This is a genomic window from Streptococcus mitis (assembly GCF_005144795.1).
GTDB lineage: Bacteria > Bacillota > Bacilli > Lactobacillales > Streptococcaceae > Streptococcus > Streptococcus mitis_BB.
The window spans coordinates 70104-95284 of record NZ_SWFJ01000001.1; the positions used below are offsets into that span (position 1 = coordinate 70104).

The 25181-nt window shown below is 42.5% G+C and carries 16 protein-coding genes; 1 reads left to right on the forward strand and 15 read right to left on the reverse strand.

The genetic code is table 11. From position 1 onward, the window contains the following. Positions 1–41: 41 nt before the first annotated feature. The 14 genes from FBF73_RS00255 to rpoB form a co-directional block, all read right to left on the reverse strand. Positions 42–1802, reverse strand: a complete 1761-nt coding sequence (locus FBF73_RS00255) for an ABC transporter ATP-binding protein (protein WP_136936624.1) — start codon at positions 1800–1802, stop codon at positions 42–44. Further along, on the reverse strand, positions 1792–3561 hold the full coding sequence (locus FBF73_RS00260) for an ABC transporter ATP-binding protein (protein WP_136936625.1): 1770 nt from the start codon (positions 3559–3561) through the stop codon (positions 1792–1794). Before FBF73_RS00260 ends, FBF73_RS00255 begins: the two co-directional genes overlap by 11 nt. After that, on the reverse strand, positions 3536–4006 hold the full coding sequence (locus FBF73_RS00265) for a MarR family winged helix-turn-helix transcriptional regulator (RefSeq protein WP_136936626.1): 471 nt from the start codon (positions 4004–4006) through the stop codon (positions 3536–3538). Before FBF73_RS00265 ends, FBF73_RS00260 begins: the two co-directional genes overlap by 26 nt. 176 nt (positions 4007–4182) lie before the next feature. Beyond that, the gene (locus tag FBF73_RS00270; protein WP_000532882.1) at positions 4183–4899 is read right to left on the reverse strand and encodes a YebC/PmpR family DNA-binding transcriptional regulator; all 717 of its coding nucleotides are present in this window, start codon (positions 4897–4899) and stop codon (positions 4183–4185) included. Positions 4900–4995: 96 nt separating this feature from the next. Further along, complete coding sequence (locus tag FBF73_RS00275; RefSeq protein WP_136936627.1) at positions 4996–6366, reverse strand: MATE family efflux transporter; 1371 nt, start codon at positions 6364–6366, stop codon at positions 4996–4998. A 114-nt stretch (positions 6367–6480) separates the two neighbouring features. Beyond that, complete coding sequence (gene recA, locus FBF73_RS00280; protein WP_136936628.1) at positions 6481–7635, reverse strand: recombinase RecA; 1155 nt, start codon at positions 7633–7635, stop codon at positions 6481–6483. Between the two features lie 54 nt (positions 7636–7689). Continuing rightward, positions 7690–8946, reverse strand: a complete 1257-nt coding sequence (locus tag FBF73_RS00285; RefSeq protein ID WP_136936629.1) for a competence/damage-inducible protein A — start codon at positions 8944–8946, stop codon at positions 7690–7692. Between the two features lie 67 nt (positions 8947–9013). Beyond that, on the reverse strand, positions 9014–10054 hold the full coding sequence (gene brpA, locus FBF73_RS00290) for a biofilm formation/cell division transcriptional regulator BrpA (protein ID WP_136936630.1): 1041 nt from the start codon (positions 10052–10054) through the stop codon (positions 9014–9016). A 4-nt stretch (positions 10055–10058) separates the two neighbouring features. Beyond that, positions 10059–10580, reverse strand: coding sequence for a GNAT family N-acetyltransferase (locus tag FBF73_RS00295; protein WP_136936631.1), 522 nt, complete (start codon positions 10578–10580; stop codon positions 10059–10061). Beyond that, positions 10570–11013, reverse strand: a complete 444-nt coding sequence (tsaE, locus tag FBF73_RS00300) for a tRNA (adenosine(37)-N6)-threonylcarbamoyltransferase complex ATPase subunit type 1 TsaE (protein ID WP_136936632.1) — start codon at positions 11011–11013, stop codon at positions 10570–10572. The genes FBF73_RS00295 and tsaE overlap by 11 nt, the downstream gene beginning before the upstream one ends. A gap of 94 nt (positions 11014–11107) precedes the next feature. Beyond that, the gene (locus FBF73_RS00305) at positions 11108–11731 is read right to left on the reverse strand and encodes a hypothetical protein (RefSeq protein WP_136936633.1); all 624 of its coding nucleotides are present in this window, start codon (positions 11729–11731) and stop codon (positions 11108–11110) included. Between the two features lie 133 nt (positions 11732–11864). Then, positions 11865–12284: a nucleoside-diphosphate kinase gene (gene ndk / locus FBF73_RS00310; protein ID WP_136936634.1), complete on the reverse strand. Its 420-nt coding sequence runs from the start codon at positions 12282–12284 to the stop codon at positions 11865–11867. Between the two features lie 108 nt (positions 12285–12392). Further along, complete coding sequence (rpoC, locus tag FBF73_RS00315) at positions 12393–16070, reverse strand: DNA-directed RNA polymerase subunit beta' (protein WP_169435146.1); 3678 nt, start codon at positions 16068–16070, stop codon at positions 12393–12395. Between the two features lie 32 nt (positions 16071–16102). Further along, complete coding sequence (gene rpoB, locus FBF73_RS00320) at positions 16103–19711, reverse strand: DNA-directed RNA polymerase subunit beta (RefSeq protein WP_136936635.1); 3609 nt, start codon at positions 19709–19711, stop codon at positions 16103–16105. A 448-nt stretch (positions 19712–20159) separates the two neighbouring features. On the opposite strand from rpoB, the gene FBF73_RS00325 reads away from it, so the two are divergent. Further along, positions 20160–23945, forward strand: a complete 3786-nt coding sequence (locus FBF73_RS00325; protein WP_136936636.1) for a pullulanase — start codon at positions 20160–20162, stop codon at positions 23943–23945. Between the two features lie 99 nt (positions 23946–24044). On the opposite strand, the gene FBF73_RS00330 is transcribed toward FBF73_RS00325, so the two are convergent. Beyond that, entirely contained in the window at positions 24045–25094 is a 1050-nt protein-coding gene (locus tag FBF73_RS00330) for an LLM class flavin-dependent oxidoreductase (protein ID WP_136936637.1), read from the reverse strand. Positions 25095–25181: the final 87 nt, after the last annotated feature.

The window sequence follows — 25181 nt, forward strand, 5'->3', positions numbered from 1 at the left end:
GTATAGTGCAGAAAAAGAAGGCCGTCAAGCCTTCTTTCGATTTATCCTTCTACTTCATCTTCTGTAAATTGACTGTTGTAGAGGGCAGCGTAGAAACCAGCTTGCGCCATCAGCTCATCATGATTTCCTTGCTCGATGATATTACCATTCTTCATAACAAGAATCAAATCAGCATTACGGATGGTTGACAAGCGGTGGGCGATGACAAAGGAAGTTCTGCCTTCCATCAAACGGTCCATGGCTTTCTGGATTAATTCTTCCGTCCGAGTATCAACAGAAGAAGTCGCTTCATCTAGGATTAGGAGTGGCGCATCTTTCAGCAAAGCACGAGCAATGGTCAAGAGTTGTTTTTGCCCGACAGACAAGGTTACCGTTTCATCCAAGACTGTATCGTAACCATCTGGTAGGATCATAATAAAGTGGTGAATCCCTACAGCCTTGCTGGCTTCAATCACACGCTCATCACTAATACCTGTTTGGTTATAGATGAGATTGTCGCGAATGGTCCCTTCAAAGAGCCAAGTGTCCTGCAAGACCATTGAAAAGGCATCATGTACTTCCGAACGCTTCATCTCTTTGGTATCCACACCATCGATACGGATACTTCCCTTATCAATCTCATAGAACTTCATCAAAAGATTGACAATAGTTGTCTTACCAGCCCCAGTCGGTCCGACAATGGCAACCTTTTGACCTGCATGAGCCGTCGCAGAAAAGTCATGAATAATGGTTCGCTCTGGTGTATAACCAAAGGAGACTCTATCAAAGACTACTTGACCTTTCATATCGCTCAATTGTCTTTCTTTATGGGATTCGTCTTCCATTTCCTCTTCAGCTAGGAATTCGAAGACACGTCCCATGGCTGCACTAGCCTGCTGAAGACTAGTAATCCCTTGGGCAATTTGTGAAAGAGGCTGAGAAAAGATACGAACGTAGGCCATAAAGGCAACGATAATCCCGATACTAATCTGTCCATTCAGAGCCAAGGCTGCACCAACGATAATCACCAAGGCATAGCTAAAGTTCCCAATAAACATCATAATCGGCATCATAATTCCTGAAATAAATTGAGATTTCCAGATACTATCATACAGACTATTGTTTAATTTCGCAAACTCTTCTTTCGTACTCTCGATGGCATTGTAACTGGTCACCACATTATGGCCAGAGTACATTTCTTCCACATAACCATTTACAGCTGCCAAATCCTGTTGCTGACTCTTAAAAAATCCCTGTGATTTGCCCATAAAGACAGACACGAAAGCAAAACCAATAAGGGTTGACACAACCGTCACCAAGGCTAAAATCCAGTTCATGCCAAACATGGTTACTAAGACCGCCACGACCAGTAAACTAGATGAGAGAACTGTTCCTAGACTTTGATTGAGGGACTGAGCTGCAGTGTCAACGTCATTGGTTACACGAGACAAGGTATCCCCTTGAGAGTGTCCATCAAAATATCTCAATGGTAGGCGATTAATTTTATCTGCAATGGCTGTTCTCAAACGCTCTGAAAAACGTTGAATGGCTGTTGTAAACAGAAAGGCCTGCAAATAATTTGATAGGAGTCCAATCACATAAATCACGGCCAAAAAACCACCAATAGCTGCAACCGCAGCGACATCCACACTGGTTTCCAGACCACTGGCAATGATGTTGGTCATTTCCTTGATGCGGGTTGGACCATATACAGTAATGATATTGGATACGATTGTTGCTAGAAAGGCTATCAGAAGGGCAAACTGGAGGCCTGCAAGATAGGGTTTACTCTGTTTCCAGAGAGACATTTTCTTATTTTCCATGTTCCAATTCCTCTTTCGATAGTTGTGAATAGGCAATTTCTTGGTAAACTTCGTTATTAGCTAGAAGTTCCTTGTGGGTGCCTTGTCCCACGACTTTTCCTTGATCCAAGACCAAAATCAAATCTGCATCCATAATCGTTGAAATACGTTGTGCAACGATAAGTTTGGTCATAGATTTTGTTTTCTCTGCTAGCTCTTGGCGTAGGACACGGTCTGTCTTGTAGTCCAAGGCTGAGAAGGAGTCATCAAAGATGAGGATTTCTGTCTTCCGAGCCAAGGCACGCGCAATTGCTAGACGCTGTCTTTGACCACCTGAGAAGTTGGTTCCTCCTTGGGCTACTTCTGACTCTAAACCCGCTTCCTTGTCTTCGATAAAGTTCTTAGACTGGGCCAATTCCAAAGCCTGCCACATAGCCTGCTCACTAAGCGGTGTTTCTTGACTCTGTCCAAAGTCTAGATTGCCCTTGACATCACCTGAAAAGAGAACCGCTTTCTGAGGAATATAACCAACCTTGTTGCGCAAATCTTCTAAGGCATAGTCTTGAACATTGACACCGTCCACCAGAATTTCTCCTGCTGATACGTCGTAGAAACGTGGAATCAGATTGACCAGAGTTGATTTACCAGAACCTGTTGACCCAATAAAGGCCACTGTTTGACCAGCTTCCGCTTTAAAGCTAACATTCTCAATAACCGCCTCCGAATTTGCCGCATAGCGGAAGGTCACATCCTTAAATTCGACCTGACCTTTGAGGTTTTCATCAGCCAGCTGTACTTGAGCAGGATTTTGGATAGAAGAATGCAAATCTAAAACTTGATTAATCCGCTTGGCAGAGACCATAGTTCGGGGAAGAACGATGAAGAGCGCCCCCATGAGAAGGAAGCCCATGACAACCTGCATGGCATAAGACATGAAAACAACCATGTCACTAAAGAGAGGCAGACGCGCTGTCGGAGCAGCATCGTTGATTACATAGGCCCCAATCCAGTAAATCGCCACACTCAAACCACTTGAAATCCCCATCATGATGGGATTTAAAATGGCCATAAGACGGTTGACAAACAAATTCAAGCGTGTCAATTCATCATTTGCTGCTGCAAATTTTTCATTTTGGTAATCCTCTGCATTATAGGCACGAACGACACGAATACCTGTTAAACTTTCACGAGTAATACTGTTCAATTTATCAGTCAGACTTTGAATCAAGGACTGTTTTGGAAAGGCTAACGTCATCAAAACAGTCGTCATTAAAACGTTGACAATCACTGCCACAAGTACGGCCCAGAGCCAGTATTCTGAATGACCTAAAATCTTCCCGATAGCCCAGATAGCCATAATCGGACCACGCGTAACTACTTGCAAGCCCATGGTAATCAACATCTGAACCTGAGTAATGTCATTGGTGGTACGAGTTAGGAGACTGGGAATAGAGAATTTCTTAATCTCTGTCTGCGAGTAATCCAAAACTCGGTTAAAAATATCACTTCTCAGCCTACTAGTATAAGAAGCCGCCACTCTGGACGCAAAAAATCCAACTGCAACTGCGGATAAGAAGGCTAGAAAGGACATTCCCACCATCATACCTGCTGGTTGCCATAACTCATCCAAGTTGGTAGCCTGAGTTCCTAGTAAATCCGTGATTTTAGAGATATAGGTCGGCACTTCCAACTCTAGATAAACTGAAAAGCAGGTAAAGAGAATGGCTAGTAAAATCATCCCCCATTCTTTTCCACTAATTCGTTTTGCTAATTTCTTCATTATCTCCTCCTATTCTCTTGATATTTTCCTGTAGTTGAGCCAGAACTTTCTCAAAAATCAGTAATTCATCTTCATCAATACCTTCCATCAACTGCTTGTCTATCCGTTCAAAAAAAGCCTTAACCTGTTGCATCTGAGAACGTGCTTTGTCCGTCAAACGAACAAATTTTGCCCGCTTATCAACAGGACTCGCCTCCAATTCCACCAAACCATTTTGCACCATACGCTTGACCAAATTACTAGCAACAGACTTGGTAATATTGAGTTCCTGCTCGATATCTTTAATCAAGACCAAGTCTTGGTTTTTCTCACGATTATCCAAAAAACGCACAACCTGACCTTGAGGCCCACCCATAAATTCAATACCACAACGTTTAGCTTCCTTTTGCACCATCAGGTGAATCTGATGACCAAAACGCTTAAAGACTAACATCGGTTTATCCATACTAACTCCTTTCTAACTATTACATTTAGTTCTCCTAGGAACTAAATAAGTTTCCATGGGAACTATTTTACCACTTTGAAAAGAGATGTCAAGGAAAAGTTTCCTAGAGAACTATTTTCTTCATTCAAAAAATCCCAAGTGAGTTTCTCACTTAGGATCATGTTTTCTAGGTTAAATTAGAATCCATCTACATTCGTATAAATCTTTTGTACGTCTTCGTCGTCCTCAAGGACACTGTAAAGTTTTTCAAAAGTTTCAAGGTCATCGCCTGACAATTCCACTTCTGACTGAGGAATCATTTCCAATTCAGTCACTTGGAATTCTTCGATACCTGACTCACGAAGGGCAACGATAGCCTTGTGAAGGTCAGTTGGAGCTGTGTAAACTGTGATTGTACCTTCTTCTGCTTCTACATCATCCACATCCACATCTGCTTCAAGCAATTGCTCAAAGACTGCATCCGCATCTTCACCTGCAAATACGATAACTCCCTTGTTGTCAAAGAGGTATGAAACCGAACCTGAAGCACCCATGTTTCCGCCGTTTTTACCAAAGGCTGCACGGACATTGGCCGCTGTACGGTTAACGTTTGAAGTCAAAGTATCAACAATCAACATAGAACCATTTGGTCCAAAACCTTCGTAACGTCCTTCTGTAAAGGTTTCGTCTGTGTTTCCTTTAGCCTTGTCCAAAGCCTTATCGATAACGTGTTTTGGCACTTGGGCTTGTTTAGCACGGTCGATAACGAATTTCAAGGCTGAGTTTGATTCTGGATCTGGATCACCTTTTTTAGCTGCTACATAGATTTCTACACCAAATTTTGCATATACTTTAGAGTTAGCTCCATCTTTAGCCGTCTTCTTGGCTACGATATTGGCCCATTTACGTCCCATTAGGAATCTCCTTTTTTCACATTTTAATCTTTCTTATTATAACACAAGTTTTTTCGATTTTCACTAGAGGAAATAGATTTTATTCAGTAAATCAAGCTAGGATGACACTTTTGTTGCCAAGATGGTCTTGCCTTCTTTTATCAAGGGGTGACGGAAAAGAGAAAAGTACAGTTGGATGGCCATGGCAACCCAGATAAGGGGTTCACAAAGGATAACACCCTTATAGCCCGCCCAAGGGATAATCAAGACCACAAAAGCGATTTTCCCGATTAGTTCGATAAAGCTAGAAACCAGAGGAAGGACCTTTTGTCCCAAGCCCTGCAAGCAATTGCGATAAATCAATAAGAGACTCAAAATAGGATAAAAAGCTGAGCTGATTTGCAGATAGAGACTTCCATTTTCTATCAAGTAACCATCTGTCGAACTAGCCAAGAAGGAAACCAAGGCTGGACTGGCAAAAAAGAGGAAGATACAAACCAAAACTGCCCAGGACATGCTTAAACGACTGCCGATTCGAAGGCCTTGAACAATGCGGTCTGGTCGCTTAGCTCCTAGATTCTGAGAAGCAAAGGTCGTCATTGAGGCAGAAATAGCGGTCATAGGAAGAAGGGCGAAAGCCATAATGCGGCGAGCTGCCGTCTGAGCACTGATAATTACGGCACCAAAGGTATTAACAGAAGACTGTAAAATCACACTGCCGATGGACACAATCGAACTCATCAAGCCCATAGCCAAACCTTGCTCCAAGAGATCGGCGTATAAGGCCTTGTCCCATTTGAAATGCTTGAGTTGAGGCAAAAGTTCTGGCACACTCTTACGGATATAATAAAAACAGAGAACCGCTGATAAGCCTTGCGAAATGATGGTAGCAAGTCCCGCGGATTGAACTCCCAGATGCAATTGCGTAATGAAATAGAGATCCAGAACCACATTAACCAGAGCAGAGAAAATCAGAAAACCAAGCGCAGCCAGACTGTCCCCAATGGACCGCAACAAGCCTGCAAAAAGATTATAAGCAAAACTAACACCGACACAGGTCACAATCATAGAAATATATTGATAGGACTGAGGAAGAATTTCTGCAGGAGTATCTAGGTATTGCAAGAGAGGATACAAACCGACAAATCCCAGCAACATAACTACAATACTCAAAAGTGCACCTAAAATCCAGGTGGCTGCTACTGCTTCCTTGATTTTTGTAAAATTCCGAGCACCATAATAACGGGCAATGACAATCCCCATGCCATTGCCAACACCAAGAGTAAAACCTATAATCAGGTCAAAAATCGCTGTTGTCGCTCCTACTGCAGCCAAGGATTCTTGACCAAGAAAACGCCCAACAATCAAGACATCAGCAGTATTATAGAGCTGTTGAAAAATATTTGACAGCAAGATTGGGAAGGCAAAACTCACAAGCGAGGGAAGAATAGGACCATGTATCAGGTCCACTGTTCGTTTTTTATTCATAAGGCTATTATATCAGCTTTCTAGGGGAGCGACAAGAAACAGCAAACTATGCGTGAGCAGAAAACCAGAATAAGGCATCGAAAAAGCAGTGGATTTCTCCACTACTTTGACAGCTTATTCTTCAATTTCGATTTCAAGCTCATCGCCTAGGTCAAGAGTTACTTCTTCATTCACAGATTCTACTTGAGCTACTTCATCTTTTTTGCTTTCAGCAGCTTCTTCTCCATCAATCAAACCAAATTGAACACGGACTTGATGGTCGATTTCATCAAAGACTTCTGGGTTATCTGCCAAGTATTTCTTAGCATTTTCAGAACCTTGCCCGATTTTCTCATCCTTGTAAGAGTACCAAGCTCCTGCTTTTTTGATGATATCCAAATCGCTTGCAATTTTCAAGAGTTCACCAGTCTTAGAAATCCCTTCTCCGTACATGATTTCAACGAAGGCTTCCTTAAATGGTGGAGCCACCTTGTTTTTCACGACCTTGATCTTGGTTTCTTTACCGACATTGGTGTCTTTTTGGTCACCAGTTCCCTTGATTTGTGTGCTTCCACGAACATCCAAACGGACTGATGCGTAGAATTTCAGAGCACGTCCACCAGGAGTTGTTTCTGGATTCCCAAACATGACACCAACTTTTTCACGCAATTGGTTGATAAAGATGGCAATTGTTTTTGTTTTATTGATAGAAGCACCGAGCTTACGCATAGCCTGGCTCATCATACGAGCCTGCAAACCAACGTGGCTATCTCCGATATCTCCATCAATTTCCGCACGAGGTACAAGGGCAGCAACTGAGTCGACTACGACAAGATCCACAGCTCCTGAGTCAATCAATTTTCCTGCAATCTCAAGACCTTGCTCTCCTGAGTCTGGTTGAGACAAGAGCAATTCGTCAATGTTGACACCAAGGGCCGCAGCATAAGCTGGATCGAGGGCATGTTCCGCATCGATAAAGGCTGCAATACCACCTTCTTTTTGTGCTTGCGCAACTGCATGAAGGGCAACCGTTGTCTTACCAGATGACTCTGGCCCATAGATTTCGATGATACGTCCCTTAGGATAACCACCTGAACCAAGGGCAATGTCAAGAGCCAAAGAACCTGAGCTCATCACTTGCACCTTTTGCTCGGCACGTTCACCCAAACGCATGATTGATCCTTTACCGAAATCTTTCTCAATCAATTTAAGAGCATCATTCAAGGCTTTTTCACGTTCAGCCCCGAATTTTTTTGAAATTTCATCTAATTTTTTTGGTTTTTTCGCCATTCTATTCTCCTACATTCTAATGGTCCTCAGACCTATCTACTATTATATCAAAAGTTAGTCACTTAATAAAGCCTTGCGAACTAGGTTAAAGGCATGCATAACCGCAATGTGACGTACATCTGCTCGACTTCTACCTCCAATATTAACCCTGATAACCTCAGTTCCTTGCTCTTGAGCCAAGCCTATGAAGACTGTCCCAGCTGGATGTCCTTCTAGGCTATCTGGTCCTGCCACTCCAGTCAAACTAAGACCAAAATCAGACTGGGTCTTACTTCGTGCCTGCTCAGCCATCTTCTGCGCTGTAAATTCAGACACTACACCATGTTCTTCTAAATCCTTGGTAGGAATATCCAACATCCTTGATTTTTCCTCCAAGCTATAGGTTACAAAACCACCCTTAAATATACTTGAAGCACCCGAAAAATCTGCCACAGTGGCTTGGAAAAGCCCTGCCGTCAAACTCTCTGCAGCTGTGATAGTTTTCCCTTGTTTTTTCAGTTCTTCTACCACAATGCTAGCTAAACTAGTTTCTTCCCCATAGCCATAACAAAGGTCTCGTAAAGAAAGGCCTTCAAAGGTTTGGCGACCTAAGATTTGATTTTCCAAGATATCCAGCGCTTGATTCGCCTCTTCTTGATCACTAGCCTTTGTTGATAGACGCAGGGTTACCTCTCCTGTCTTGGCATAAGGTGCCAAGGTTGGATCGGTCTGATTATCAATCAAATCAGCCAAAATCGTCACCAGCTGGCTCTCGCCGATCCCAAAGAAACGAAGAACTCGGGAATATAGCTTGCTTCCTGTCATCAACTTGGGTAGAAGTTGGTTTAAGACCATAGGTTTCAATTCACTTGGCGGCCCTGGAAGGACGACATAGGTCACTCCATCGACTTCCAATATTCCTCCCACAGCCAGTCCTGTTTCGTTTGGTAGTGGAATCGCCCCTTCTACAATTTGAGCTTGTCTTTCGTTATTCGGTGTTCGGGCATAGTCTGGTCTCTGGGCAAAAAAGACATCCAACTTCTCCTGAGCCTGAGAATCAAAGACTAATTCTTTTCCTAAGAATTTAGCCAGGGTTTGTTTGGTCAAATCGTCCTCAGTTGGCCCCAAACCACCTGTCAAAATCACCAGACTGCTACGTTGACTGGCAATCTCAAGCAGGGATAAGAGACGAGCTTCATTGTCTCCTACAGCCGTTTGAAAATATACATCTACCCCAATCTCTGCTAGTTTTTCCGATAAAAACTGGGCATTGGTATTGACAATCTGTCCTGTCAAAATCTCTGTTCCAACAGCAATGATTTCTGCTTTCATGTTTCCTCCTACCTATCTATTCGTATTTTTTTGAAAAAATCGCAGGAAATTTCCCACGATTTCATTATTAATTTTGTTCTATTTCTACACTTGAAGCATTCGTTGATGTAGCGGTTCTTCCAAGGGCCACTTCGTATAAAACAGCATTGGTTTCTACTTCAGTTACTTCCTCTTTACCTAGTGAACGACGTAAGAGATTTTGCATTTCTAACATATGCTCAGTTGTAACAATCTGGTAAGAAATCCCCTGCAATTCCGCATCTTCTCCGCGCAATTGATGTGTTTCAATATTCTTGAAAGAATCTTGATAACCAAGTAATTGTGGAATACTTTTCGCTGACAAATCAACGTTTGTTTGCATATTATCAGTCAAAGCTTTTAAAATCCCTTGATAATGACTCACACTGTTCAGACTCAAGACCTTCTCAACAATTTTTTGAATCACTTCACGCTGACGTTTTTGACGACCATAGTCTCCTTCAGGGTCTTGATAACGCATACGAGAATAAACAAGCGCTTCCTCACCATTTAAAGTCTGCTGTCCAACACCAATGGAAATTTTATTAAATTCTTCCTGGTCAGTAATCGAAATTGGGAAACCGAGTGTATTATTTACAGTCACCCCGCCAACTGCATCAACCAATTGTTGCAGCCCCTGCATATTCACCATAACGTAACGATCAATATGAATATTCATCATTTTCTGGATAGTTGAGATTGCCAATTCCGCACCACCACCAGCGTAGGCGGCATTTAGTTTAGCTTCCTCAACACTACCATCTTTTTGCTGAATTTTTGTTAAAATATCCCGTTCCAAACTCATCATGGTTGTTTTCTTTGTTTTAGGATTGACTGTAATGAGAATCATAGAATCACTATTTCCTTCCCAACGATCCGTACGTTCGATATTCCCAGTGTCCACTCCCATCAAAAGAATAGTCAGAGGCTCCGTCGCTTCAATTACGTTTGTTTCTTCACCAATCTTTTTATAAGTTTTTTGACTCAACGTTGCTGTTCCCTGTTGATAAATTGTATAGGCATAGACTCCAACACCTAACACTGTTACTACTAGAAAAGCAAGTACTGTTCCGATTAATTTTTTAACCATATCATTATTCATCTATCAGTTTGCCCATGAGACAAACATCCAAAAATGTCCCTTCTTCTAGATAGGCTCCTCTTTCCTGCAATCCCTCCATGGTAAATCCCATTTTAGAGTATAGGTGAATAGCAGCCTCATTTCTTTTTTGCACACTTAGTTGCAAACGACGTAAAATACCACTTGATTTAGCCCACTCGATACCTTCCTCTAAAAGAATACCGGCCAAGCCTTGATTCCAAAATTTCTTTTGAACAACTAAAAAAATATCTCCGATATGCCGAACCCTTAAACGAGAATCTGCAGTAATACTCAGGACTCCTGCAATTGTATCATTTAATAAAGCTAAGAGAGTAATTTGATTTTCTGAACTAGCTTGTTTTCCGATAAAAAGTACCATTTCTGATTCGCTCATCATGATTCCCTCTTCATCTAAACTAGTAAAATCTGTTTCCTTGCTTACAAGATTTAAAAAAGCAATCAAATCAGTTGCATCTTGAACTTCAGCCTCACGAATACACAACTCATACTCCATCTGAAAGCTCCTTAAGAAGTTGTTCCGGTCTATGACCTTGAGCATTAAAGCGCAATTGACGGCCCTCATCCTCTTTTAGAATTTCCAATTCTAAATATGAATCCGGTAAATCCTCACCTAAAAGATGCCCCCACTCGATGACGGTCACCCCACCACCAAAGAGAAACTCATCCAAGTCAATAGAATCAGCGTCGCCCTCAATACGATAAACATCTAAATGATAAAGCGGAAGACGACCTTCATACTCTCTCACAATGGTGTAGGTTGGACTCTTAATCATTTGATGGATATCCAATCCCTTTGCTAAACCTTTTGTAAAAGTTGTTTTTCCTGCCCCCAACTCTCCAGTCAAAATTAAGACATCATTTTTTTTAAGCAGGTTTCCTAATCTTTCTCCAAGAGCTAAAAGCTCTTCTTCATTTTTTGTGTACATGTTACTATTATACCAGAAAGTTTCTTTTTGTGTAAATTTTCTTTAAAATTTACTATTATAAATTTGGAAATCACTAGCACTTTAGCTGATTAACTTAAAAGAAAACAAACATACTAATCACAAATAAAATATCTCGAATAATATGGCCATAAAATGAAATTTCTCTCTGAATAGATTTTGGGAAAATAAATCGTGCACATAGAAATCCCAAAACTATATAGACAAGAATTGAAGAAATCGTCAAGGGATTTCTCAAAAAAATAACAGTTGCCAAGATGGATAACAATCCTGTTTTCTTCCTGTTCAGTAAATTTTCTAAATCACGATGGTATTTATCAAAAGGCAGAAAAATCCACATATCAATACCTAGTAAAAAAAAGAATGACGGTAAAAAAAGATCAACCAAATCCTGCTGTAGTTTGTTGTGAATTTGGATACTTTCTGACAAAACCAGACAAGACGCTAACAAATTGACCACTAAAAGAATCGTATAAACCATCCAGACTTTCTTCTGAGAATGCAAAATGCTATGACGTTTCTGACCCGAGGTATGAAAGTAATTAATGCCAGCACAAAAGCCAGAAATTCCGACTATGAGAATTAAAAAATATACATTAACTTGTCTTAAAGATAAAAATGTTTCCTTCCACAACAAACAACTTCCAAATAAAATTTGAACGACAGCTAATAATAATAAAACACGAATTGATTTCATCATTTCCTTCTCCTCCCTAAATGAAATTATACTCTGATAGGATTAGAAAATAATAATGACCCCTAAAATGTCACATTCAGACGCTGAACGGTACAAAAAAACAGCTCCATTGCAATAGAACTGTTCTTGCACTTATTTAATTCTCAAACCAAAGAGCAATTTCTCTCTTAGCTGACTCTTCTGAATCTGAACCATGTACAACATTTTGGATAGGTTGATTTTCACTAGCAGCTTTTGCAAAATCACCTCGAATAGTTCCTGGTAAAGCTTCTTCTGGACGAGTCGCACCCATCATAGTCCGCCAAGTTTCAATTACTTTGGGACCAGAAATGATACCTACAAGAACCGGTCCTGAAGTCATAAATTCACGAATCGGTGGGTAAAAACTTTGACCAACCAAGTCCTGATAGTGCTGATCAATTAACCCTTCTGAAACCTTTGTACGCAACTCCAATTTTTCGATTGTAAATCCACGTTGTTCGATGCGTTTCAACACCTCACCCACTAATCCTCTTTTTACACCGTCTGGTTTAATGATAAAAAATGTTTGTTCCATACCCGTCTCCTTTGTCAGCTTCTTTCTTTTATTTTACCACATTTCATAGAAAAATGGAGAAAGTTTTCAGAAAATAGAAAGAGAACCCGAAGGCTCTCTCATTCTCTTTTATTCTACTGTTTCTTCCACAGTTTCAACGACAGTATCCACAACTACTTCTGTTGTTTCTTCATTTCCTTCTTCCTCTACTGGAGGATTAAGGTATTCTTCTTCGTTGATAGCTTGTGGTTCAAGGTTACGGTAACGGGCCATACCAGTACCTGCTGGGATGATCTTACCGATGATAACATTTTCTTTAAGTCCAAGGAGATGGTCTTTCTTACCACGGATAGCTGCGTCAGTAAGGACACGAGTTGTTTCCTGGAAGGAAGCCGCTGACAAGAAACTGTTTGTTTCAAGTGAGGCTTTGGTAATTCCCATAAGAACTGGGCGACCTGTCGCTGGAACTCCACCTGCGATAAGAACATCTTTGTTGGCATCTGTAAAGTCATTGATATCCATGAGGGTACCCATGAGAAGATCTGTGTCACCTGGATCCATGACACGAACTTTACGGATCATTTGACGCACCATTACCTCGATGTGTTTGTCACCGATTTCTACCCCTTGGCTACGGTAAACTTTTTGCACTTCACCAAGAAGGTAAGTTTCAACTGACAAGACATCACGAACTGCAAGGAGACGTTTTGGTTGGATTGAACCTTCTGTAAGAGCAGCACCACGCGCTACTTGGTCTCCAACTTCAACACGCATACGAGCGGTAAATGGAACGACATATTCACCTTCGCCAGTTTCACCCTTAACAAAGACTTTCTTAGTACGAGTTGATGCATCTTCTTCGATAGCAGTAACTTGTCCTTTAACCTCTGTGATAACCGCTTCCCCTTTAGGATTGCGGGCTTCAAAGATTTCTTGAACACGAGGAAGACCCTGAGTGATATCGGTATTTGAGGCAACCCCACCCGTGTGGAAGGTACGCATTGTAAGCTGTGTACCAGGTTCCCCGATAGATTGGGCAGCGATTGTACCAACTGCTTCACCAACTTCAACCGCATCACCAGTCGCCAAGTTGATACCGTAACAGTGACGGCAGACACCGTGACGAGTGTTACATGTAAATACGGAACGGATAGTCACTTCTTCCACACCAGCATTGACAATTTCACGCGCCTTGTCTTCTGTAATCAATTCATTTGGACCGATAATCACTGCACCAGTTTCTGGATGTTTAACAGTTTTCTTAGTGTAACGACCATTGAGACGCTCCTCGAGAGACTCAATCATTTCTTTTCCTTCTGCGATAGAGCGGATCAAGAGACCACGGTCAGTTCCACAGTCGTCCTCACGGATGATAACATCTTGGGCAACGTCAACCAAACGACGAGTCAAGTAACCTGAGTCGGCTGTCTTAAGGGCCGTATCGGTCATACCTTTACGGGCACCGTGAGTTGAGAAGAACATTTCGAGTACTGACAAACCTTCGCGGAAGTTTGAAAGGATTGGCAATTCCATGATACGTCCGTTCGGAGCAGCCATCAGACCACGCATACCGGCAAGCTGTGAGAAGTTTGAGATGTTACCACGGGCTCCAGAGTCCATCATCATAACGATTGGGTTCTTAGGATCTTGGTTGGCAATCAAACGTTTCTCTAGTTTTTCACGGGCAGCACGCCATTCAGCTGTAACAGCATTGTAACGCTCGTCGTCTGTGATCATACCACGACGGAATTGTTTTGTGATTTGTTCTACACGTTTGTGTGATTCTTCAATGATTTCAGCCTTGTCATCAACGACTGGGATATCGGCAATACCCACTGTCAATCCTGCAAGAGTTGAGTGGTGGTAACCGAGGTTCTTCATGCGGTCAAGTAGGGCAGAAGTTTCTGTCGTACGGAAACGTTTGAAGATTTCAGCGATGATATTTCCAAGGTTTTTCTTCTTGAATGGAGGGTTGAGTTCAAGATTGTTAATAGCTTCCTTGATATCTCCACCAAGTGGCAAGAAGTATTTAGCTGGAACGCCTTCTGTCAAGTTGGCATTGTTTGGTTCTTGCAAGTATGGTAGACCCTCTGGCATGATGTCGTTGAAGAGGATTTTACCAACTGTTGTAAGCAAGACCTTGTGTTTTTGCTCTTCTGTCCAAGGCTTGTTGAGGCTGTCTGTTGCGATACCAACACGTGAGTGGAGGTGAACATAACCATTACGGTAAGCCATAACCGCTTCGTCACGGTCTTTGAAGACCATTCCTTCACCTTCACGACCAGCTTCTTCCATCGTCAAGTAGTAGTTACCCAAAACCATGTCCTGAGACGGAGTAACAACTGGTTTACCATCTTTGGGGTTCAAGATGTGCTCAGCAGCTAGCATCAAGATACGAGCTTCTGCTTGGGCTTCTTCTGAAAGCGGTACGTGGATGGCCATTTGGTCCCCGTCAAAGTCGGCATTGTAGGCTTCACAGACAAGCGGGTGCAAGCGAAGGGCCTTACCATCAATCAAGACTGGCTCGAAGGCTTGGATACCCAAACGGTGAAGGGTCGGTGCGCGGTTCAAAAGCACTGGGTGTTCTTTAATCACTTCTTCAAGGATATCCCAGATACGCTCATCTCCGCGTTCCACCAAGCGTTTAGCAGCTTTGACGTTTTGCACGATATCACGGGCAACAATTTCACGCATCACGAATGGTTTAAAGAGCTCGATCGCCATTTCACGTGGCACACCACATTGGTACATCTTAAGAGTTGGACCAACTGCGATAACAGAACGTCCTGAGAAGTCAACACGTTTACCGAGCAAGTTTTGACGGAAGCGTCCTTGTTTACCTTTAAGCATGTGGCTCAATGATTTCAGTGGACGGCTACCTGGTCCTGTGATTGGACGACCACGACGACCATTGTCAATCAAAGCGTCAACCGCTTCTTGAAGCATACGCTTCTCATTTTGAACGATGATACCTGGTGCATTCAACTCAAGCAAACGAGCCAAACGGTTGTTACGGTTGATAACACGGCGATACAGGTCGTTCAAGTCAGATGAGGCAAAACGGCCACCATCCAACTGCAACATTGGACGAAGATCTGGTGGAATAACTGGAAGGATGTTGAGAATCATCCATTCAGGTTTGTTTCCAGACTTGTAAAAGGCATCCAAAACATCCAAACGACGGATTGCTTTGACACGTTTTTGTCCAGTCGCTGTTTTCAACTCTTCTTTGAGTTCAGCAATCTCTTTTTCAAGATCTACTTGTTTCAAGAGGTCTTGGATAGCTTCAGCACCCATCTTGGCAACGAATGATCCATAACCATATTCACGCAAGCGCTCTCGGTATTCGCGCTCTGTCATGATAGACTTGTGCTCAAGTGGTGTATCCTTTGGATCAATCACCACATAAGCCGCAAAGTAGATAACTTCCTCGAGGGCACGAGGGCTCATATCAAGGGTCAAGCCCATACGGCTTGGAATCCCCTTGAAGTACCAGATGTGAGATACAGGAGCTTTCAATTCGATGTGCCCCATACGCTCACGACGAACTTTCGTACGCGTTACTTCAACCCCACAACGGTCACAAACAATTCCTCTGTAGCGAATGCGTTTGTATTTACCACAAGCACATTCCCAGTCTTTTGTAGGACCAAAGATAACTTCATCAAATAGTCCTTCACGTTCTGGTTTCAAGGTACGGTAATTGATTGTTTCAGGTTTTTTGACTTCTCCATAAGACCATGAACGGACTTTACTTGGAGAAGCTAGGGTGATTTGCATACTTTTAAAACGATTTACATCAACCACTATTTCTTCCCTTTCTATTCTAAGTGAACTGCTTATTCTTCAGCAGCTTCTTCTGTTGCTTCCACTTTTGCTTCTTTCTCAGCTTCTTCAGCTTCAAAGGCTGCTTTAGCCTCTTGGGCTGCTTTTTCGCGGGCTTTTTCAAGGTCATCTACGTGGATGACATCTTCGTCCATTCCTTCATCCAAGTCGCGAAGTTCCACTTCTTGGTCATCTTCGTCTAGGACACGCATGTCTAGACCAAGAGATTGCAATTCTTTGACAAGAACTCGGAAGGATTCTGGAACACCTGGTTTTGGAATTGGTTTTCCTTTTGTAATAGCTTCATAAGCTTTCAAACGTCCGTTGATATCGTCAGACTTGTAAGTCAAGATTTCTTGAAGAACATTTGACGCACCGTAGGCTTCAAGAGCCCAAACCTCCATCTCACCGAAACGTTGTCCACCAAACTGAGCTTTACCTCCGAGTGGTTGTTGGGTAACAGTTGAGTATGGCCCGACTGAACGAGCGTGCAATTTATCGTCAACCATGTGGTGGAGTTTAATCATGTACATGACTCCGACAGAAACACGGTTATCAAACGGCTCCCCAGTACGTCCATCGTAAAGGATTGTTTTGGCATCGCTATCCATACCTGCTTCTTTAACGGTTGACCAAAGATCTTCAGAACTTGCTCCGTCAAAGACTGGTGTTGCAATGTGGATACCCAGAGTACGAGCAGCCATACCAAGGTGGAGCTCCATAACCTGACCGATATTCATACGTGATGGCACCCCAAGTGGGTTCAACATGATATCGACTGGAGTTCCATCTGGAAGGTAAGGCATGTCTTCTACAGGAACGATACGAGAGACAACCCCTTTATTTCCGTGACGTCCGGCCATCTTATCTCCGACCTTGATCTTACGTTTTTGAGCGATGTAGACGCGAACCAGCATATTAACACCTGATTGCAACTCATCTCCATTTGCACGTGTAAAGATCTTAACATCACGAACGACACCATCGGCACCGTGTGGTACACGAAGAGAAGTGTCACGTACTTCACGAGATTTGTCTCCGAAGATAGCGTGCAAGAGGCGTTCTTCAGCTGAAAGATCTTTCTCACCCTTAGGTGTTACTTTACCTACAAGGATATCGCCTTCTTTAACCTCAGCACCGATACGGATAATACCCATTTCGTCAAGGTCTTTGAGGGCATCTTCACCAACGTTTGGAATTTCACGAGTAATTTCTTCAGGCCCAAGCTTTGTATCGCGCGTTTCTGATTCGTATTCTTCAAGGTGAACAGATGTATAAACATCGTCTTTGACCAAGCGTTCGCTCATGATAACGGCATCCTCGAAGTTATAACCTTCCCATGTCATGTAGGCAACGATTGGATTTTGTCCAAGCGCCATTTCTCCATTTTCCATAGAAGGCCCGTCAGCGATGAAATCGCCTTTTTCAACGACATCACCAACTTTTACGAGCGTACGTTGGTTGTAAGCAGTACCTGAGTTTGAACGACGGAATTTTTGGATGTGGTAAATGTCCAATGAACCATCTTCACGGCGTACTTCTACCTTGTCAGCATCTGCATAAGTAACTTTACCATCATACTGAGCAATCACAGCCGCTCCAGAATCGTGGGCTGCCTGGTATTCCATACCAGTACCAACGTAAGGTGCTTTTGGATCAATCAATGGCACAGCCTGACGTTGCATGTTGGCTCCCATGAGGGCACGGTTGGAGTCATCGTTTTCCAAGAAAGGAATACATGCTGTCGCAACGGCAACTACCTGTTTTGGAGATACGTCCATGTAGTCAACAACGTTAGCTGGATACTCTTGGTTGACCCCTTGGTGACGTCCCATGACAACTTTTTCAGCAAAGGTTCCATCTTCGTTAAGACGAGAATTAGCCTGTGCTACAGTAAATTCATCTTCTTCATCGGCTGTCAACCAAACGATTTCGTTTGTGACAACACCTGTTTCACGGTCAACTTTACGGTATGGTGTTTGAACAAAACCATATTTATTTAAGTGCCCGTAAGATGACAAGTTATTGATCAAACCGATGTTAGGTCCTTCAGGTGTCTCGATTGGACACATACGACCATAGTGAGTGTAGTGCACGTCACGTACTTCATATCCTGCGCGGTCACGTGTCAAACCACCAGGTCCTAAGGCTGACAAACGGCGTTTGTGAGACAACTCAGAAAGCGGGTTGTGTTGGTCCATGAACTGTGACAACTGTGATGAACCAAAGAATTCTTTAACCGCAGCTGTTACAGGACGGATATTGATGATTTGTTGTGGTGTCAAGACTTCGTTATCTTGAACAGACATACGTTCACGGACATTACGTTCCATACGAGAAAGTCCAAGGCGTACTTGGTTGGCAAGCAGTTCACCAACGGCACGGATACGACGGTTTCCAAGGTGGTCGATATCGTCTACACGGCCAAGTCCTTCAGCCAAGTTGAGGAAATAGCTCATTTCAGCAAGGATATCTGCAGGAGTAACGATACGAACCTTGTCATCTGGATTAGCATTACCGATGATCGTTACAACACGGTCTGGATCAGTTGGTGCAACAACCTTGAATTTTTGAAGAACAACTGGCTCAGTCACAACCGCTGCATCATTTGGAATGTAAACAATCTTGTTCAAATCACCATCCAAATGGCTTTCAATACTTTCAATCACGCTACGAGTCATGATTGTACCAGCTTCTACCAAGATTTCTCCAGTTTCAGGATCTACCAATGGCTCCGCAATGGTTTGGTTGAGCAAACGTGTTTTAACATTGAGTTTTTTATTGATCTTGTAACGACCAACTGCTGCTAGGTCATAGCGACGTGGGTCAAAGAAACGAGCCACAAGCAAGCTACGTGAACTTTCAGCAGTCTTAGGCTCACCTGGACGAAGGCGTTCGTAAATTTCTTTCAAAGCTTCGTCGGTACGAGAGTCCATTGGGTTCTTGTGGATATCTTTTTCAACAGTGTTGCGAACCAATTCGCTATCACCAAAGATATCAAAGATTTCATCATCACCTGAGAAACCAAGCGCACGAACCAATGTCGTAAATGGAATCTTACGAGTACGGTCGATACGAGTGTAGGCGATATCTTTTGAGTCACTTTCAAGTTCCAACCAAGCTCCACGGTTAGGGATGACAGTTGAACCGTAGCCCACTTTACCGTTTTTATCAACTTTATCGTTAAAGTAAACACCTGGTGAGCGGACCAACTGAGATACGATGATACGTTCACCACCATTGATGATGAAAGTACCCATTTCTGTCATGATTGGGAAATCACCAAAGAAAACTTCTTGAGTTTTGATTTCGCCTGTTTCTTTATTGATCAAGCGGAAGGTTACAAAAATTGGTGCTGAGTAGCTAGCATCGTGGATACGAGCCTCTTCTAGCGTGTATTTTGGTTCCTTGATTTCATATCCAACAAATTCCAACTCCATTGTGTCTGTGAAGTTTGAAATTGGCAATACATCTTCAAACACTTCCTTAAGACCATGGTCTAGGAAATCTTTGAATGAGTCAGTTTGAATTTCAATCAAATTTGGTAAGTCAAGAACTTCTTTGATTCTTGAAAAACTACGACGGGTACGATGTTTCCCGTATTGAACGTCATGTCCTGCCAAGATGATTCTCCTTTGTAAATAAGTTCCAAGCCTTGTCAATCAGGCTTTTCTAATCGTCATATGGTTTTAAAAACCCCTATCACCGTGTCCTCTTGATGAATTTTCAGAATCTTTAAATCTTTGTTACAAGTACTCAAAATCCTGAAAAAAAGCACAAAAAGAGCAGCTAAATCTGACTTTTTCAGAAGATTTAACTGCTGTGAGCCTTGTCTGGACAATATTTCAGACAAAACCTACGACAAATGATTATTTATATTATACCCTATTTAGCCAGATTTTTCAAGGAGATTGACGAATTTTTGACAAAATCTTTTCCTATAAGGAAGACTGGCTGAATCATAACAAAATTTGTTGCGATTTTTCTTTTAGTTTAATTTTAGGAAAACGCTTGCATATTGTTTTACTACGTGCTATACTGATAAAGAAATTCATTTATAGGAGATTGATTATGAAAAGAACACCATCTCACACTGAGAAAAAAATGGTTTACAGCATCCGTTCCCTCAAAAATGGAACTGGTTCTGTCCTTATTGGAGCAAGCCTTGTCCTGCTTGCCATGGCTACACCAACTATCTCAGCAAACGAAAATACTACAAGCAATAAGGGAACTAGTAATGAAACTACTACTGCCCTTGCACAACCTCTTACTGATACAGTAGTTAACTCTGGTAAGAACGAAAGTGATATTTCTTCGCCTAATAATGCAAACGCTTCCCTAGAGAAAACAGAAGAAAAACCTGCAACAGAGGCAACCACTCCTGCTGCAACCCCAGCCGATTCAGCACCACAAACCGGGCAAGATCGTTCAAGTGAACCAACTACTTCTACGAGTCCAGTAACAAATGAAACTAAAGCAGAAGAGCCAATCGAAGACAACTACTTCCGTATCCATGTCAAAAAACTTCCTGAAGAAAACAAGGATGCTCAAGGGCTATGGACTTGGGACGATGTTGAAAAACCATCTGAAAATTGGCCAAACGGAGCCTTGTCCTTCAAGGATGCCAAAAAAGATGACTATGGCTATTACCTAGATATCAAATTAAAGGGAGAGCAAGCCAAGAAAATTAGCTTCCTCATCAATAATACAGCTGGGAAAAATCTGACCGGCGATAAATCGGTAGAAAAACTGGCACCAAAGATGAATGAGGCTTGGTTGGACCAAGATTACAAGATTTTCTCTTACGAACCACAACCTGCAGGAACTATCCGTGTCAACTACTACCGCACAGATGGAAATTATGACAAGAAATCTCTCTGGTACTGGGGAGATGTAAAGGAGCCAAGTAGTGGTGAATGGCCAAATGGAACAGACTTTACTGCCACAGGCAAATATGGTCGCTATATCGATATTCCACTCAAAGATGCAGCTAAAGACCTTGGATTTTTATTACTAGACAGAAACAAACAAGGAGACGATGTGAAAATCCGTAAAGAAGATTATAAGTTCACAGATTTGAAAAATCATAGCCAAATCTTCCTCAAAGACGATGACGAATCAATCTACACAAATCCATACTACGTTCATGATATCCGTATGACAGGGGCTCAGCACGTAGGAACTTCTAGCATTGAAAGTAGTTTTTCAACACTAGTCGGTGCTAAAAAAGAAGATATCCTCAAGCACTCCAACATCACTAATCACCTAGGAAACAAGGTAACTATCACCGATGTTGCAATCGATGAAGCTGGTAAAAAAGTGACCTACAGCGGAGATTTCTCTGACACAAAACATCCATATACTGTTAGCTACAATTCCGACCAACTCACTACCAAAACAAGCTGGCGCCTTAAAGATGAGACTTACAGCTATGATGGCAAACTTGGAGCTGACCTCAAAGAAGAAGGAAAACAAGTTGATTTAACCCTTTGGTCACCAAGTGCTGATAAGGTTTCTGTTGTTGTCTACGACAAAAATGACCCTAACAAAGTGGTTGGAACTGTCGCTCTTGAAAAAGGTGAAAAGGGAACCTGGAAACAAACTCTAGATAGCACAAACAAATTAGGCATCACAGATTTCACTGGCTACTATTATCAATACCAAATCGAGCGTCAGGGTAAAACTGTTCTTGCACTCGATCCTTACGCTAAATCCCTCGCTGCTTGGAATAGTGACGATGCTAAGATTGACGATGCCCATAAAGTGGCTAAAGCCGCCTTTGTAGATCCAGCCAAACTAGGACCTCAAGACTTGACTTATGGTAAGATTCACAACTTCAAGACTCGTGAAGATGCCGTTATCTACGAAGCTCATGTGCGTGACTTCACTTCAGATCCGGCCATTGCAAAAGATTTGACCAAACCATTTGGTACTTTTGAAGCCTTTATTGAAAAACTAGACTATCTCAAAGACTTGGGGGTAACCCACATCCAGCTCCTTCCAGTCTTATCTTACTACTTTGTCAATGAATTGAAAAACCATGAACGCTTGTCTGACTATGCTTCAAGCAACAGCAACTATAACTGGGGATATGATCCTCAAAACTACTTCTCCTTGACTGGTATGTATTCAAGCGATCCTAAAAATCCAGAAAAACGAATCGCAGAATTTAAAAACCTCATCAACGAAATCCACAAACGTGGCATGGGAGCTATCCTAGATGTCGTTTATAACCATACAGCCAAGGTCGATATCTTTGAAGATTTAGAGCCAAACTACTACCACTTTATGGATGCTGACGGAACACCTCGAACTAGCTTTGGTGGTGGACGCTTGGGGACAACCCACCATATGACCAAACGGCTCCTAGTTGACTCTATCAAATATCTAGTTGATACCTACAAAGTTGATGGCTTCCGTTTCGATATGATGGGAGACCATGATGCCGCTTCTATCGAAGAAGCGTACAAGGCTGCACGCGCCCTCAATCCAAACCTCATCATGCTTGGTGAAGGTTGGAGAACCTATGCTGGTGATGAAAACATGCCTACTAAAGCTGCTGACCAAGATTGGATGAAACATACCGATACTGTCGCTGTCTTTTCAGATGACATCCGTAACAACCTCAAGTCTGGCTATCCAAACGAAGGCCAACCTGCCTTTATCACAGGTGGCAAGCGAGATATCAACACTATCTTTAAAAATCTGATTGCTCAACCAACCAACTTTGAAGCTGACAGCCCTGGAGATGTCATCCAATACATCGCAGCCCATGATAACTTGACCCTCTTTGATATCATTGCCCAGTCTATCAAAAAAGACCCAAGCAAGGCTGAGAACTATGCTGAAATCCATCGTCGTTTGCGACTTGGAAACCTCATGGTCTTGACAGCTCAAGGAACTCCATTTATCCACTCTGGTCAGGAATATGGACGTACCAAACAATTCCGTGATCCAGCCTACAAGACTCCAGTAGCAGAGGATAAGGTTCCAAACAAATCTCACTTGTTGCGTGATAAGGACGGCAATCCATTTGACTATCCTTACTTCATCCATGACTCTTACGATTCTAGCGATGCTATCAATAAGTTTGACTGGACTAAGGCTACAGATGGTAAAGCTTATCCTGAAAATGTCAAGAGCCGTGACTATATGAAAGGGTTGATTGCCCTTCGTCAATCTACAGATGCCTTCCGACTTAAGAGCCTCCAAGATATCAAAGACCGTGTCCACCTCATCACTGTCCCAGGTCAAAATGGTGTGGAAAAAGAGGACGTGGTGATTGGCTACCAAATCACTGCTCCAAATGGAGACATCTATGCAGTCTTTGTCAATGCTGACGAAAAAGCCCGCGAATTTAATTTGGGAACTGCCTTTGCCCACCTCAGAAATGCTGAAGTTTTAGCAGATGAAAACCAAGCAGGATCAGTAGGAATTGCCAACCCGAAAGGACTTGAATGGACTGAAAAAGGCTTGAAATTAAATGCCCTTACAGCTACTGTTCTTAGAATCTCTCAAGGTGGTGCCATCGTTGCCCCAGCTGTGGAAGAAAAACCAGAATTTGACCTTTCTAGCTTAAAACAAGAACAAGGGCAAAATAACAGCCAAGACAATATGTCAAACCGAGTAGTCAAACCGGAACAGCAAACTCCAGCTCCACAAACTAAACCTGATTCTGCAAAACCAGATACAAAAGTAGCTGATGCAGAAAATAAACCTAACCAAGCTACAGCTGATTCACAAGCTGAACTACCAAATACAGGAACCAAAAATGATCACAAACTCCTGTTTGCAGGAATTAGTCTCCTTGCTCTTCTAGGTCTCGGGTTCTTGCTAAAAAACAAAAAAGAGAACTAAACTAGCCCTCCTATAGAACTATCCCCCAAGCCTTAACGCTCGGGGGATTGATTTTTGCACAATATTTGCCGTCATAATAAACTTGATTAGGATTTTTTATTAAGCCTCTTTCATGGCAAAATAAGCCCGTACTTTTGGAGCCACTTGCGTTCCGAAAAGTTCAATAGCTCTCAGGACTTGTTCATGAGGCATAGAACCAAGAGGTAGGTGCAACATAAAGCGGTCCAATCCTAAATCCTTAATCATACGAATTAATTTTTCTGCCACCTGATCTGGATTGCCCACAAACATAGCACCATTTGGTCCGACCTGTTCAAGGTATTGCTCATAACTCAATTCCTGCCAATGAGGACGGTCTTTGGAAATAGCATCCACTACTTGCTTGGTCGGATGGAAATAATCTTTCACAGCCTGCTCGCCATCTTCAGCAATCCAGCCCCAAGAATGGGCTCCAACCTTTAGTTCCTGACTGGCATGGCCCGCTTCGCTCCCAATCTCACGGTAAGCTTGAATCAACTTTTTAAAATAACGAGGGTTACCACCAATAATGGCATAGACAATCGGTAGACCAGCCTGAGCAATCTTCACTGTTGATTCGACATGACCACCTGTCGCTATCCACAAGGGTAATTTGTCCTGAACTGGACGAGGATAAACTTCTTTGCCGGAAATTGTTTGAGTCAATCGTCCTTGCCAGTCTATCTTGGTCTTCTCATTGACTAATTGAAGCAAGTCTAATTTCTCATCAAAAAGAGCTTCGTAGTCTTTCAAATCATAGCCAAACAAGGGAAAAGATTCCGTGAAAGAACCCCTTCCGGCCATAATCTCCGCACGTCCATTTGACAAAGCATCAATAGTGGCATACTGTTGGAACAAACGAATCGGATCCATGCTCGAGAGAATGCTGACTGCACTGGTCAAACGGATTTTCTTGGTATTGACTGCCCCAGCTGCCAGAACAATCTCTGGAGCAGATATCGCAAAATCCGCTCGATGGTGCTCACCAATCCCATACACATCCAAACCAACCTTGTCAGCCAGTTCAATCTCCGCCACCAACTGACGAATGCGTTCGGCATGACTGTAAGTTTGCCCAGTTCCTTCAACCTCAGTTGTTTCCCCAAATGTTGAAATTCCCAATTCTACCACAGTGATTCTCCTTGTCTACCTCTGTCCTTCAATTTGACAAATTATTCTAACACGAATCTTGAGTACAAGCAACCAGTTTGCTCACAA

Excerpts from the sequence above, each read along its gene's own strand:
- FBF73_RS00255 (WP_136936624.1), bottom strand. The coding sequence starts at position 1,802 with ATGGAAAATAAGAAAATGTCTCTCTGGAAACAGAGTAAACCCTATCTT.
- FBF73_RS00260 (WP_136936625.1), bottom strand. The coding sequence starts at position 3,561 with ATGAAGAAATTAGCAAAACGAATTAGTGGAAAAGAATGGGGGATGATT.
- FBF73_RS00265 (WP_136936626.1), bottom strand. The coding sequence starts at position 4,006 with ATGGATAAACCGATGTTAGTCTTTAAGCGTTTTGGTCATCAGATTCAC.
- FBF73_RS00270 (WP_000532882.1), bottom strand. The coding sequence starts at position 4,899 with ATGGGACGTAAATGGGCCAATATCGTAGCCAAGAAGACGGCTAAAGAT.
- FBF73_RS00275 (WP_136936627.1), bottom strand. The coding sequence starts at position 6,366 with ATGAATAAAAAACGAACAGTGGACCTGATACATGGTCCTATTCTTCCC.
- recA (WP_136936628.1), bottom strand. The coding sequence starts at position 7,635 with ATGGCGAAAAAACCAAAAAAATTAGATGAAATTTCAAAAAAATTCGGG.
- FBF73_RS00285 (WP_136936629.1), bottom strand. The coding sequence starts at position 8,946 with ATGAAAGCAGAAATCATTGCTGTTGGAACAGAGATTTTGACAGGACAG.
- brpA (WP_136936630.1), bottom strand. The coding sequence starts at position 10,054 with ATGGTTAAAAAATTAATCGGAACAGTACTTGCTTTTCTAGTAGTAACA.
- FBF73_RS00295 (WP_136936631.1), bottom strand. The coding sequence starts at position 10,580 with ATGGAGTATGAGTTGTGTATTCGTGAGGCTGAAGTTCAAGATGCAACT.
- tsaE (WP_136936632.1), bottom strand. The coding sequence starts at position 11,013 with ATGTACACAAAAAATGAAGAAGAGCTTTTAGCTCTTGGAGAAAGATTA.
- FBF73_RS00305 (WP_136936633.1), bottom strand. The coding sequence starts at position 11,731 with ATGATGAAATCAATTCGTGTTTTATTATTATTAGCTGTCGTTCAAATT.
- ndk (WP_136936634.1), bottom strand. The coding sequence starts at position 12,284 with ATGGAACAAACATTTTTTATCATTAAACCAGACGGTGTAAAAAGAGGA.
- FBF73_RS00325 (WP_136936636.1), top strand. The coding sequence starts at position 20,160 with ATGAAAAGAACACCATCTCACACTGAGAAAAAAATGGTTTACAGCATC.